This is a genomic window from Nocardioides sp. NPDC000445 (assembly GCF_040300245.1).
Lineage (GTDB): Bacteria > Actinomycetota > Actinomycetes > Propionibacteriales > Nocardioidaceae > Nocardioides.
Window position 1 is genome coordinate 62,882 of the sequence record NZ_JBEPDH010000014.1, and the last position, 13,235, is coordinate 76,116.

Annotated in this window: 13 protein-coding genes; 5 read left to right on the top strand and 8 right to left on the bottom strand. The window is 67.6% G+C overall.

The window, feature by feature from the left end; genetic code table 11:
• Positions 1-19: 19 nt before the first annotated feature.
• From ABT304_RS19025 to pknB, 4 genes are read left to right on the top strand one after another with little or no spacing between them, the layout of a single operon-like run.
• A complete protein-coding gene (locus tag ABT304_RS19025) occupies positions 20-1,426 on the top strand; it encodes an FtsW/RodA/SpoVE family cell cycle protein (protein ID WP_350717510.1) in 1,407 nt (468 codons plus the stop codon).
• Positions 1,423-2,889, top strand: coding sequence for a peptidoglycan D,D-transpeptidase FtsI family protein (locus ABT304_RS19030; protein WP_350717512.1), 1,467 nt, complete (start codon positions 1,423-1,425; stop codon positions 2,887-2,889). Before ABT304_RS19025 ends, ABT304_RS19030 begins: the two co-directional genes overlap by 4 nt.
• Entirely contained in the window at positions 2,886-4,433 is a 1,548-nt protein-coding gene (locus ABT304_RS19035; RefSeq protein ID WP_350717514.1) for a serine/threonine protein kinase, read from the top strand. Before ABT304_RS19030 ends, ABT304_RS19035 begins: the two co-directional genes overlap by 4 nt.
• A complete protein-coding gene (pknB, locus tag ABT304_RS19040) occupies positions 4,426-6,234 on the top strand; it encodes a Stk1 family PASTA domain-containing Ser/Thr kinase (protein ID WP_350717516.1) in 1,809 nt (602 codons plus the stop codon). The genes ABT304_RS19035 and pknB overlap by 8 nt, the downstream gene beginning before the upstream one ends.
• Before the next feature lie 34 nt (positions 6,235-6,268).
• Here the strand turns inward: pknB and ABT304_RS19045 are convergent, their stop codons facing one another.
• Complete coding sequence (locus ABT304_RS19045; protein ID WP_160026082.1) at positions 6,269-7,057, bottom strand: DUF881 domain-containing protein; 789 nt, start codon at positions 7,055-7,057, stop codon at positions 6,269-6,271.
• A 43-nt stretch (positions 7,058-7,100) separates the two neighbouring features.
• On the opposite strand from ABT304_RS19045, the gene ABT304_RS19050 reads away from it, so the two are divergent.
• Positions 7,101-7,562, top strand: coding sequence for a cell division protein CrgA (locus tag ABT304_RS19050; protein ID WP_350665255.1), 462 nt, complete (start codon positions 7,101-7,103; stop codon positions 7,560-7,562).
• A gap of 144 nt (positions 7,563-7,706) precedes the next feature.
• On the opposite strand, the gene ABT304_RS19055 is transcribed toward ABT304_RS19050, so the two are convergent.
• From ABT304_RS19055 to ABT304_RS19085, 7 genes are all read right to left on the bottom strand, one after another.
• Entirely contained in the window at positions 7,707-8,513 is an 807-nt protein-coding gene (locus ABT304_RS19055; RefSeq protein WP_350717518.1) for a rhomboid family intramembrane serine protease, read from the bottom strand.
• 105 nt (positions 8,514-8,618) lie between these two features.
• Entirely contained in the window at positions 8,619-9,128 is a 510-nt protein-coding gene (locus ABT304_RS19060) for a peptidylprolyl isomerase (RefSeq protein WP_350717520.1), read from the bottom strand.
• Between the two features lie 78 nt (positions 9,129-9,206).
• The gene (locus ABT304_RS19065; protein WP_160026085.1) at positions 9,207-9,539 is read right to left on the bottom strand and encodes a DUF3817 domain-containing protein; all 333 of its coding nucleotides are present in this window, start codon (positions 9,537-9,539) and stop codon (positions 9,207-9,209) included.
• Positions 9,536-10,372 (bottom strand): SURF1 family protein, encoded by an 837-nt coding sequence (locus tag ABT304_RS19070; protein ID WP_350717522.1) that lies wholly within the window; start codon positions 10,370-10,372, stop codon positions 9,536-9,538. The genes ABT304_RS19065 and ABT304_RS19070 overlap by 4 nt, the downstream gene beginning before the upstream one ends.
• A gap of 22 nt (positions 10,373-10,394) precedes the next feature.
• Entirely contained in the window at positions 10,395-11,297 is a 903-nt protein-coding gene (locus tag ABT304_RS19075; protein ID WP_350717524.1) for a hypothetical protein, read from the bottom strand.
• Between the two features lie 94 nt (positions 11,298-11,391).
• On the bottom strand, positions 11,392-12,396 hold the full coding sequence (locus tag ABT304_RS19080) for a TauD/TfdA family dioxygenase (RefSeq protein WP_160026088.1): 1,005 nt from the start codon (positions 12,394-12,396) through the stop codon (positions 11,392-11,394).
• A 350-nt stretch (positions 12,397-12,746) separates the two neighbouring features.
• Positions 12,747-13,166 carry a MarR family winged helix-turn-helix transcriptional regulator gene (locus ABT304_RS19085; RefSeq protein WP_350717526.1) on the bottom strand — a complete coding sequence of 140 codons (420 nt, stop codon included), beginning with the start codon at positions 13,164-13,166 and terminating at the stop codon, positions 12,747-12,749.
• Positions 13,167-13,235: the final 69 nt, after the last annotated feature.

A 13,235-nucleotide genomic window follows, 5' to 3' on the forward strand; every position in this document is an offset into this window, starting at 1 on the left:
GTTCACTCCGGCTAGCTCCATGCCCGTTTTCGTCCACCGTTCGCGGCGAGGAGCGGAGCTGGTCCTGCTGATCCTGGCCCTGGTCGTCGGGATCGGTGCGTACGCCGCGGTCGGTCTGGGGGTGAAGGAGGAGATCCCGGTCGACATCGTCGGCTACGGCACCTGGCTGGTCGCGCTCCTGGTGGCGGCCCACATCGGCGTACGTCTGCTGGCTCCGTACGCCGACCCCGTGCTGCTTCCCCTGGTGGCGATGCTCAACGGTTTCGGTCTGGCGGTCATCCACCGGCTCGACCTGTCGCGCCCGGCGGCTGAGAATGCGGACTTCGCAGGCCAGCAGCTGACCTGGATGACGATCGGCGTGGCGCTGTTCCTGATCACGCTCTTCTTCGTGCCCGACCACCGGATGCTGCAGCGGTTCACCTACACCGCCGGCCTCGGCGCGGTGGTCATGCTGATCCTGCCGATGCTCCCGATCATCGGCAAGGAGATCAACGGCGCCCGGATCTGGATCAACATCGGTCCGGTGGGTTTCCAGCCCGGTGAGGTCGCCAAGGTGCTGCTGGTGATCTGCTTCGCCGGCTATCTGGCGGTCCACCGCGACGCGCTCGCTCTGGCGGGGCGCCGATTCGCCGGCATCGACCTGCCCCGCGGCCGCGACCTCGGCCCGCTGCTGATGATGTGGGCGATCAGCCTCGCGATCCTGGTGCTGCAGCGCGACCTCGGCTCCAGCCTGCTGTTCTACGGCCTCTTCGTGGTGACGCTGTACGTCGCGACCGAGCGCAAGGGCTGGATCGTCGTCGGCGGCCTGCTCTTCGCAGGTGGTGTCTTCGCTGCTCTGACCCTGTTCAGCCACGTCCGCGTCCGGGTGTTCACCTGGCTGGACCCGTTCAAGTATTACCCCGTGGGCGAAGATGGCGTGACCTCGTCGGGGCAGCTGGTCGAAGGGCTGTTCGGGATGGCCTGGGGCGGCATGATCGGCCGCGGCTTCGGCTCGGGCGAGCCCTGGCGAATCCCGTACGCCAACTCCGACTTCATCGTCCCGGCGATCGGCGAGGAGCTCGGTCTGACCGCGCTCCTGGCTCTGCTGCTCTGCTACGGCCTGATCGTCGAGCGCGGCCTGCGCACGGCGATCGTGGCCCGCGACGACTTCGGCAAGCTGCTCTCCGTTGGCCTGGCCACCTCGATCGCGCTGCAGACCTTCGTGGTCGTCGGTGGCGTGACCGGGCTCATCCCGCTGACTGGTCTGACCACACCGTTCCTCTCGTATGGTGGGTCTTCGCTGGTCGCCAACTGGGTGATCGTGGCCCTGCTGTTGCGCGTCTCGGACCAGTCCCGCCGTCCACTGCCGACGGCGCCGTCCGATGAAGACCTCGCCGCTGAGGAGACCCAGATCGTCAAGCTCGACAAAGGGGCGATGAGCAAGTGAACCGCCCCATCCGTACGCTCAGCGTCGGCTGCCTGCTCCTGTTCGTGGCGCTGATGTTGAACCTGACGTACGTCCAGTTCTTCAAGGCGAACTGGTACAACGACCGAGCCGACAACCGGCGGGTCACCGAAGATGCCTACTCCCAGCAGCGCGGCGACATCCTGGTCGGCAAGAAGGCGATCGCCACCAGCAAGCCGAGCGACGACAAGTACGAGTGGCAGCGCACCTACCCCGGCGGCAAGAAATACGCCCCCATCACCGGTTTCATGTCCTACTCCTACGGCCAGACCGGGATCGAGCGCTCCCAGAACTCGGTGCTGTCCGGTCAGGACAACAAGCTCTTCACCAACCGTCTGGTCGACCTGGTCACCAACTCCGAGCCGGCCGGCGGCAACGTCGAGCTCACCATCGACCCGAAGGTCCAGGACGCTGCGTACGAGGGCCTGACCTCTCTCGGCGACGACGTCCAGGCGGCGGCGGTGGCGATCGAGCCGAGCACCGGCAAGATCCTGGCGATGGCCTCCACGCCGACCTACAACCCGGACAAGCTGGCGAACCACGACTTCGGTGCTGCGACGAAGTCCTACAACCAGCTCTCGAAGGACGAGAACGAGCCGCTGCTCAACCGCTCCATCCAGACCGCGCTGCCGCCGGGATCGACCTTCAAGCTGGTCACCGCCGCGGCCGCGATCGAGAACCTCGGCATGGACGGTGACAGCATGGTCTACGGCGGCGCGTCGCTCGACCTCCCCGGCACCACGACCGACCTGCCCAACCTCAACGGCACCAGCTGCGGCGGCGAGCAGATCACCCTCACCCACGCTCTCGAGGTCTCCTGCAACACCGCCTTCGGTTCTCTCGGTATGGAGCTCTCCGACGAGGAGATGCAGGAGCAGGCCGAGGGGTTCGGCTTCGGCCAGGACTACCTCGACGACATCGGCCCGCTGGCCAAGAGCCAGTACCCGCCCAACGACGGCAAGGCCGAGCAGGCCCGTGCCGCGATCGGTCAGCAGAGCGTGATCGCGACCCCGCTGCAGATGGCGATGGTCTCGGCAGGGATCGCGAACGGCGGCGAGGTCATGAAGCCCTACCTCGTCGACCGGGTGACGTCCTCCTCGCTCGACGTCATCGACCAGGGCAACCCGACCCCGATCGACAACCAGCCGGCGGTCTCGCAGGACACCGCCGAGATCCTGACCCAGATGATGGTCAGCACCGTCGACAACGGCACCGCCGAGGCGGCGGCCATCGACGGCGTGAGCGTCGCCGGCAAGACCGGCACCGCACAGACCACGCCCGACAAGCCGCCGTACGCCTGGTTCACCTCGTTCGCCCCGGCGGAGAACCCGTCCATCGCGGTCGCCGTGATGGTCCAGAAGAGCGGCACCGAACGCAGCGAGATCGCCGGCGGACGGCTGGGCGGCCCAATCGCGAAGGCCATGATGGAGGCAGCGATCTCATGAGTCGTTACGTATTCCACGAGCTCATCGGCACCGGCGGGATGGGCGAGGTGTGGCGAGCGACTGACACGACCCTCAACCGCGAGGTCGCGATCAAGCTCCTCAAGCCCGAGCACGCCGAGGACCCGATCGGCCGGTCCCGGTTCGAGTCCGAGGCGAAGCATGCCGCGGCGCTCCACCACCCCAACGTGGTGGCCGTCTACGACGTCGGCGAGATGCCGACCGCCTCCGGCCTGATGCGACCGTTCCTGGTGATGGAGCTGGTCGACCACAAGCCGCTCTCGGAGCTCATCCGTGATGGGCGGCCACTGGCCCCCGAGGTCGTCCGCGACCTGCTCGGTCAGGCCGGCGACGCGCTGGCCGCCGCGCACCGGGCCGGCATCGTGCACCGTGACGTGAAGCCCGCCAACCTCCTGATCACGCCGCAGCGGAAGGTGAAGGTCACCGACTTCGGCATCGCCCGTGCGCAGGCCTCGACCGGTATCACCGGCACCGGCCAGGTGATGGGCACGCCTCAGTACCTCAGCCCCGAGCAGGCGCGTGGCGAGAAGGCCACGCCCGCCTCCGACGTCTACTCCCTCGGCGTGGTCGCCTTCGAGTGCCTGGCCGGCTACCGGCCGTTCCAGAAGGAGACCCCGGTCGCGACCGCGATCGCCCACCTGCACGACCCGGTCCCGCCGCTGCCCGACCACGTCCCGGCCGACCTGGCCGCGATCGTGATGCGGAGCCTGCAGAAGGACCCGAGCCTCCGCTACGCCGATGCGGCCGCGTTCACCAGCGCGATGATCGGCCACGGCGCCTCCGACCCGGACGCGGATGCCACCACGGTCGTCGCCGCGGCTCCGACCGACGCGACCGCGACGTCGGTCATGGACCCGGTCCCGTCGCCCACTCAGAACTACGTCGGCATGCAGGGCGCCGCGGGCGGGCCCGAGGGTCCGCCGCCGCCTCGCTACCAGGACCCGTACGACCGGTACGACGAGGACGACGAGCAGAAGCCCTGGTACAAGAAGCCGTTCAACATCGTCATCATCCTGATGCTCGTGGCCGTCATCGTCGCGATCATCTGGATCATCTCGACCCTCGCGGCGGACCCGAAGACTCCTCCGGCCAACGACACGTCCACCACCCCGTCGGCCTCCCCCACTCCCACCCCGTCGGAGGAGGCCGAAGAGGAGCCGAAGGCCGTCGAGATCAACGAGGACGACTACGTCGGCCGCAACGTCGATGAGGTGCGCTCCGAGCTGAACGACCTCGGCCTGAAGGTCAAGGTGGCGGTCCAGGACAACGACGGCAGCTACGAGCCCGACACGGTCGCCGGCCTCGACCCGACCCGCAACCTCTACGAGGGCGACCCGATCACCATCCGCTACTACGGCGAGCGCCCCGTGGTCGAGCAGCCTCCCGCCGAGGAGCCCGACGAGGAAGAGCCCGACGAGGAGGAGCCGACCGACGGAGAGTCCTCCGACTGGGGCATCCCTGATCTTCCGGGCGACGAGAACACCGATGGCGGCGGCGGCAACGGCAACGGGGGCGGCAATGGCTGAGGGAGCTCTCCTGGCCGGTCGCTACGAGGTCGGCGAGCTGCTCGGCCGTGGCGGCATGGCGGAGGTCCGCAAGGGCACCGACCACCGGCTCGGCCGCGTGGTCGCGATCAAGCGGCTGCGGGTCGATCTCGCCAGCGATGCGACCTTCCAGGCCCGTTTTCGGCGCGAGGCGCAGTCCTCGGCCAAGCTCAACCATCCCTCGATCGTGTCGGTCTACGACACCGGCGAGGAGAAGTCCGACGACGGCGTCGCCCAGCCCTACATCGTGATGGAGTACGTCGCCGGCCGCACGCTGCGCGACGTACTCCGTGAGGGTCGCAAGATCCTGCCCGAGCGGGCGCTGGAGATCAGCTCCGACGTACTCAACGCTCTCGACTACAGCCACCGCAACGGGATCATCCACCGCGACATCAAGCCGGGCAACGTCATGCTGACGCCGGCCGGTGACGTGAAGGTGATGGACTTCGGCATCGCCCGGGCTCTCAACGACGCCCAGTCGACGATGACCCAGACCGCGGCCGTGGTCGGCACCGCGCAGTACCTGAGCCCCGAGCAGGCCCGTGGCGAGCAGGTCGACGCCCGTTCCGACGTCTACTCGGCCGGCTGCCTCCTCTACGAGCTGCTCACCGGTCGTCCGCCGTTCGTCGGCGACTCGCCGGTGTCGGTGGCCTACCAGCACGTACGCGAGCAGGCTCAGCCTCCCTCGGCCCACGACCCGACACTGACCCGTGAGCTCGACGCGATCGTGATGAAGTCGCTGGCGAAGCGGGTCGAGGACCGCTACCAGTCCGCGCAGGCGATGCGCACCGACATCGAGCGCTACCTCGCCGGGCGTCCGGTCCAGGCGACCGTGCCGCCGAGCATGGACCAGACGCAGGTCGCCCAGAACCGCGCTGTCGGCGCCTACGGTGGCGACCCCACCAACGGTGGCTACTACCCGCCCCAGGACGACCGCCCCGAAGGCCCTCGCCCGTGGGTGCTCATCCTGCTCGGTCTGGTCATCGTCGGCCTCATCGGGTTGGGTGCCTACTTCCTGCCTGCGGCCCTCGGCCCGCAGACCACCCCTGCGCCCGACGTGACCGGTCTGACCCAGGAGAAGGCGATGGCCGAGCTGAGCACGGCCAAGCTGAAGGGCGCGATCAAGCAGGAGTCGAGCGACACCGTCGCCGTGGGCGTCGTGATCTCCCAGGACCCGTCCGCCGGCGAGGACGTCGAAGAGGGCAGCACCGTCACCCTGACTGTCTCCACCGGGCCACCCAACCGGGAGATGCCCAACGTGATCGGATCTCCGCAGAAGACGGCCAAGGAGCTGCTCGAGGGTGATCCCTACAACTTCACGGTGAAGATCGAGACGGAAGAGTCCGACAAGCCCAAGGGCACGGTGATCGAGTCCGACCCGGTCGACGGCGAGAGCGTCACCACCGGCAAGTCGACCGTGGTCACCCTCACCGTCTCCAAGGGCCCGAACAAGGTCCCGAACGTGGTCGGGAAGACGGCCGAGCAGGCCGAGGAGATCCTCCGCAACGCCGGGTTCACGCCCGTACGCAAGGACGAGCCCAACGCCGACAAGCCCAAGGGCACCGTCGTCGAGCAGACACCGGCCAAGGGCACGCCGCTCGCGCAGGACGGCGAGGTGATCATCTTCGTCTCGACGAAGGAGGAGGCCCTGCCGAGCTGTCAGACGCTGGTGCCCGGCACGGACCCGGCCAACCCGTCGGCCTCGGCCACGCAGACCGCCGACCCGGGTGACCCGCCGACGTGCGACCCGGCGCTCCCGCCGAGCACCCCGGCGGCGCCGTAGCCCCGGACGCCGAGGCTCAGCCGAAGCCCCTGTCTCACTTCTCCTGAGGCAGGGGCTTTGCGTACTTCACGTCGAGCAGGCCGTCGTAGGCCGGCGCGGTGAGGTAGGTCAGGGGCTTGAGGAACCAGCCGATCTGGACGTTGGGGTCACGGGCGTCGGCCCGGTAGTTCTGCACGTGGTTGTCACGGTCGATCGCGGCCTGCAGCCGGTCGGGGTCGCCGACCGCCTCGATGACGTACGGCTGGGGGTAGGGGACGCCGTCGAGCTGCACGGTGCTGCCGGAGCACTTGATGCCGGTGGTGGTGATGATCCGCTTGCCGGCGATGGTGATCGCCTCGGCGCCGCCGGCCCAGAGCGCGTTGACGACGGCCTGGATGTCCTGCTGGTGCACCACGAGCGAGTTGGGGTCGTCACCGGTGTAGCTCTCCTGGACCTCCGAGGGCGCGTCGCCGAGGACGATCTGCATGCCGGCGCCGCTGTGGTCGGAGGTGCCGGCCGGGTCGGCCAGCCGCGCGGACTGGTGCTGGAGCTTCTTGACGTCCTTGTCGGTGACGCCGCTGGTGAGCTGGTCCACCTCGCTCTGCAGGTCGGTCAGCTGGGCCTCGAGGCGGTTGTAGCGGATCCGCTCCCCGTCGACGAGCGTCGCCAGGTCCTCGTAGCGGCCCGGACGCAGGTCGGTGCCGTCGGCGTTCACGAAACTCACCGCGAGCAGGCCGCCACAGAGCAGCACCACGACGGGCGTACCAAGCCTCCAAGAGGTCACGCGGGACCAGCGCTTTGGTTTAGGTGTGGGGTTCGCCTGGGTTCCGGAGCTCACGACCATTAGGGTATGCGCAGCAATCACATTTGTCTGAGGAGCATCACCCGTGGCCAAGCTCAAGCTCTCGAAGAAGAGTGATCTCGACCTTCCCAAGGAGCCGATCTTCACTCCGCGCTTCGGGGTCGCCCTGCTGCTGATCGCCCTCGGCATCGGCTGGATCGCCTACTACTACGTCGGGGTCCGCCCCAATGAGGTCGGTGGCGACTTCACCGGGCCGAAACCGGTGCAGAAGCTCGAGGGGTGGAACTACCTGATCGGCTTCATCCTGCTCTTCCTGGGCCTGGCCGTCGCCGCCCACCCGAAGACGCCGTTGGGCCGCGGCCGCGGCGTCGTGGTCGGCATGCTCGGCTGCTTCGTCATCGGCCTGATCTGGATCTGCGTCTTCTACGTCTTCGCCAACGACCACCTGGACAAGATCTGGGTCTTCAACGACCTGGGCCAGAAGAACCTCCTGGTCGGCATCGGCTTCATGGCGGTGGGCTTCACCTTCGCCACGAAGTGGGAGTGACCCTCTCGTTAGACAGCGAAAGCGGCGCAAACCTTTGGTTTGCGCCGCTTTGCGTTACACGGATGTAGTTCTCCACAGGGCCATCCACACCTGTGGATTTGTCCACGCGGTGAAAACGCCCCGAAAACACCTGCCTCGAAGGCGTCAGAACAGCATGATCCGTACGCCGATCAGGGCAAGCAAGCCCAACGTGAAGGCACCCAGGGCAGCCCACTGCAACGGTGCCTTCCGATCGGCCCGGAGCGAGGTGAAGATGCCCGCGACGACGAGCCCGCCGATGAAGCCACCGACGTGCCCCTGCCAGGAGATGCCGTTGCCGAAGAAGGTGATGCCCGCGTTGATCAGGAGCACAGGCAGCAGCGGGGAGAGCGACTGCCCGGCCCTGACGAAGAGCACCACCAGGACACCCAGCAGGCCGAAGATGGCACCGGAGGCGCCCACTGTCGACCCGGCCGGTGCCGACGCCCAGACCACCAGGGCGGAGCCTGCCAGGCCGGAGATCAGGTAGAAGACCAGGAGCCGCAGCCTGCCCACGATCGGCTCGAGGAACGAGCCGAGCATGTAGAGCGACAGCATGTTCACGGCCAGGTGGATGATCGAGACATGGGTGAACGTCGAGGTCAGCAGCTGCCAGAACGCTCCGTCGTCAACCCCTGGCATCCAGGTGTAGCCGCTCGCCCGGCAGACGTCGTTCGGCACCGCGAACCCGCCGTCAGGCGTCAGGCAGTAGCCCTGTAGCCGGATCGCGAGGAAGTCGGCGATCCTCGACCCGGATCCACCGGTCAGGACGATGCTCAGCCAGACCAGGACGTTGACGCCGATCAGCGAGAAGGTCACCGGGAGCGCCCGGAAGCTCACGCGCGCGCCGGTGAAGCGCTTGGGCTGGCGTACGGACTTGTGGCCCTCACGCACGCACTCGGGGCACTGGAAGCCGACCGAGGCGGGCGTCATGCAGTCAGGGCAGATAGGCCGGCTGCATCGCTGACAGCGAATATGCGTCTCACGGTCGGGGTGGCGGTAGCAGACCGGCACCCCGACCGGGGTCGAGTCGGACAACTAGACGATCTCGACCTTCTCGATGACGACCGGCTCGACCGGGCGGTCCATCGCACCCGTCTTGGTGCCGGAGATCGAGTCGACGGCCTTCTTCGACTCCTCGTCGGCGACCTCACCGAAGATGGTGTGCTTGAAGTTCAGCCACGGCGCCTGGCCGGTGGTGATGAAGAACTGCGAGCCGTTGGTGCCGGGACCGGCGTTGGCCATCGCGAGCAGGTAGGGCTTGTCGAAGGTGAGCTCGGGGTGCGGCTCGTCCTTGAAGGTGTAGCCCGGGCCGCCCGTACCGGTGCCCAGGGGGCAACCGCCCTGGATCATGAACCCTGCGATGACACGGTGGAAGCCGAGACCGTCGTAGTAGGGAACACCGGAGCGGCCGGCGTCGTCCGTGTACTCCTTGGTCCCCGTGGCGAGGCCGACGAAGTTGGCGACCGTCTCCGGAGCATGGTTGGGGAACAAGGTGATCGTGATGTCACCGTGATTGGTGTGGAGGATGGCCTTCTGGTCAGCCATGACCTGCCCTTCCGACATTGGGATTGGTACGGGATGTAACTCCTCGATCCTCCCACAGTGTCGGTCGCGGACCTGAGGTCAGGAGGCCGCGTCAGCGAGCTTGGGAGCGATCCGGTCGGCGACGCGGCGCTCGACCCAGAAGATCAGACCGGGGATCAGGCCGGCGATCATCATCAGCAGGAACTCGGGGATCGTCCAGCGGGCCTTCTGCGTCAACAGGAAGGCGACGATCACGTAGATGATGAAGATCCAGCCGTGCGCGACCCACAGTGGCGTCATCGCCTCGCCGAAGGACTGCAGGGCGGTGCCCTCGGGCAGCAGATACTTGAACAGCGAGGAGATCGTGCCGACGAGCAGCAGCACACCCACGACGTACGCAAGCACCTTGTAGGTGCCGAACAGCTTGTTCACGCGTCCGAGGGTACGCGCTCATCCTGAGTGATTTTCTCAGGGTCTTCTTCGTCCTCGCCGTCATCACGGGGACGCAGAGTGTCGCGCACGTAGCGCCACCACACGTAGATCCCGAAGATGCCGAACAGCCACCACTCGATCGCGTAGAGGAGGTTGCGGAGCCCGGTCGTGGCCTCCGGCTCGGGCAGCTGCGGGGCGGGCACGTCGGCGACGTCCGTGGCCCCGTCGTTGACCGGCATCGAGCTGGCCGGCCAGTTGTCCTCGACCGGCGCGCGCACCAGGTAGGCGCTGTAGAGGTCGTAGCTGGTGCGCGAGATCAGGTCGGAGACGTCCAGCTGCGGGAAGACGTTGTCGGACTTGCGGTCGTCGGCGACGTCGGTCCAGTCGCTGGGCTGCAGCCAACCGGTGACGGTGACGTGGCCGCGCGGCGCGGGCGGTGCGCTGCCGACCTCAGGGGTCCAGCCGCGCACGACGTAGACGGCCGATTCGGTGTCCTCGACGAGCACCGGTGTGACGGCCCAGAAGCCGACCTGAGAGCCTCGCTCCATCCCGTCGATGAAGATGGTCTCCTCGGGCATCCAGATCCCGGAGACGGTCACGGGACGGCCGATCTGCTCCCACGGGAAGGCGTCGTTGGGTCCGATCAGGTCGGTGAACGCCTTCGGCTTCGCGTGCACCAGCTCCGCGACCTGGTCCTGCTTGTCCTGCTGGCTCGACTGGTACTGCCAGACCCCGAGCAGCACCGCGCCGGTCACGAAGATCACCACCAGCGCGTGCGCACCCCACAACCTGGGGGAGAGGATGCTTCGCGGGGGACTGGTCTGGGCGGCCATAGCCCTTCCAGAGTACGGCCCCTCAGTCACAGACCGCGAACGGGACGGGTTCCGTGGTGACCAGGGTGGCCGCGGTCACCGGGTTCGTCACCCGGAACCCGATCCGCCCCGTGGACGGATCGGCGACACCGTTGGTGAAGACCTTCTCGTACGCCGCGACCTGATCGCCCAGCTTCAGCCGATAGAACAGGTCGTCACGGTCCTCGCCGAGACGCAGGGTGGCCAGCCCGCCGCCGAACTCGACCGAGTAGGCCTCGACCGGTGCCAGCCGGGTCTTCTCCTTCGGCCCACCCTCGGCGCAGCCCTTGACGACGTACGTCGAGGTCGCAGGGCCTCCGGCGATGGCGACCATCACCTCCTGCGCCGCCCAGTTCTCCGCGTCCGGGCGTGCGGTGTTCTTGGTGATCAGGTGGGTCTCCGGGTCGAACGTCGCGCCCTTCAGCGGGCCGACGCCCGCCTTGATCGCCGGTCCGGGCTTGACCCGGTCGGCGACCTTGATGACGTACCCGTCCTTGCCGCCGCCGGTGAACCTGGCCTCCCAGACGACATCGGCCGCGCCCCACTGGTACGTGTCGCGCAGACGCTGGTCGACACCTCGCAGCAGACCACCGCTGACCTGGGCGGCCTCCTTGTCGGCCCGGTTCCACAGGTCACTCTGGTCCGCGGGGCTCGACCGGCCGGTGATGTCGTCGAGCCCGAAGAGCGACTTCACCTCGTCGTAGTCGGTCACCGCCAGCGTCTTCGCGCTCTCCGGCACGAACGTCATGGCCGCCTCGACGGGGCCCATGGTCGCGGCGTACACGGGGTAGGTGTCCTCCGACGGCGCCGCTTCCGGCTTCTTCGGCTCGCTGTCGTCCCCACAGCCGACCAGCGCAAGGGCCAGCCCAACGGCCAGCACGCACATGCCCCATCGCCTCACGTTCACCCCAACGAGTATTCCGGATCCCTGTCACGGTCGGCGGCACGAAATAGATGGAGGCCGCAGGCGGAACGCGCCTGCGGCCTCCTGATCCCGAGCGTCAGCGACCAGCGCCTGTGAGCTCAAGGGATGCGGGAAGAGGCTCGAGCACCGGGTCGATGATCCGCGAGGAGGCCTCGGACCGAGCGACCCGACTGCGGCGCAGGTCCTTGACGGTCGTGAGGCGGCGGAGCCAACGGTCGGTGCCGTCGTAGCGAGCCGTGAAAGGCTTACGGCCGTGCAGAGCACGGTGGTTGTCGACGATGAGGATCTCGCCGGGGGCCAGCGCGACGTCCTCGACGTTCGCGGAGAGCTCCATGATGAGCAGCTGGAGCGCCCGGTCGGCCTCGACGTCACCCGGCAGAGCCGCCATGTAGGGCGGGTCGAGCCGGACATCGGGAGCCTGGGGCGAGCCGGAGAGAACGGCGGTCGGCGCGGCGAGCAGCTCGCCCTCGTTGACGCCGGCCTCGCGAAGGTTGCGCAGGTGCTCGTCGTCGGGGTGGATGACGTAGCGCGGCTCGAACAGCGGAGCGTACTCAGGGCCGGTCACGTCGATCGAGCTGATGCCGACCGCGGTGGTCGGGATCATGTCCTCGTTGCGCAGCGAGATCAGCCCGAGGTGGTCGCAGCGAAGGTTGCTGAACGCGTCCTCGATGTGCAGGTCGAGCACGACGTCGCTGCTGTGCCCGGTCTGCAGGCTCTCCTGCTTCTGGATCGGCAGGATGTTGTTGACCAGCTGGCCACCCTGCAGCGAGGACCAGGAGACGGCGTCGCCGAGCTGGGCCATGATCAGGGCGAGCCAGAAGTCGGCCATGTGCGGCGCCTGAGCGTCGGGGTGGTTCCAGTGCGGCGGAGTCGGGCCGGCGGTCACCGGGAGTCCGCTGATCACCAGGGCGTCGGTCGCATCGCCGTAGCGGAAGGCGCGGATCGCCTTGGCGACGCTGTCGGGAAGCTCGCCGCCGAGGAAGGGCGCGGTCTCGAGGAACTCCGAGGAGACCGGGCTCTCGAACCGGGCGAGCAAGGACTCCGACAGTTCGGCTGCGGCCTGGGACTCTGCTGGGGTCATCTCGACCCGGGTGACTACGGACTCTGCGCCCACGACATTGACCTCTCGGACTTTGCGGTGGAAGGGTTCGTCAGAAGCGTTTTCTGGCGCCCGCACCAAAGGGTTTCCTAAGTTCGAGACCACTTTGTTCCGCCGTACGGAATTCAAACGAGTGATAGGTCCAAATATCGAGACGATAGGTATTAGGCCCCTTGCGTAATCGCCGCGAACCTGTTTAGGGAATGTATCCCCCCTGCGGTTTACCAGTTACCGACGAATTGCCCGTCTAGCCCGGGTTCTGAGGGCCGTACGCGGCCCGTCGAGGCCGCTACCTCCTCGGGGCTTCCCACTGGCCGGCCATCGGCCAAGCATCACTGGTAAGGATCGACGAGCTCGCGCAGCGAGGTGAGCGCCTCACGCAGGGCTGAGGCCAGATGGGGGCCGAGGTGGTCGTTCCACTCCTGCTCGACACTCATCACCACCTCGCGAGCGCGGTCGGCGGCATCCTGCCCGGTGGCGGTGAACCTGATCAGGCGCGCCCGGCCGTCGACCGGGTCCGGGACCCGCTCCACGAGCCCCTTGCTCTCCAGTGCCGCGACCAGCACGCTCGCGGTCTGCTTGGTGACCTGGGCCTGCTCGGCCAGATCGACCAGGCGCGAGCCGGTCTCGGCGATCCGCTGTGCCAGCCGGGCCTGCGCGACGGTGATGTCATAGCCCGCGTCCCGCATCGCGGAGATGACCCGTTCGTCCATCGCCCGGTAGGCGATGAGCATGAGCGTTGCGACGTCCATCGAACCCCTTGACACCGTGCGGCGCCCTCGTCAATATAGTCAGTAAGACTGACTATATCGCTTTCCGGT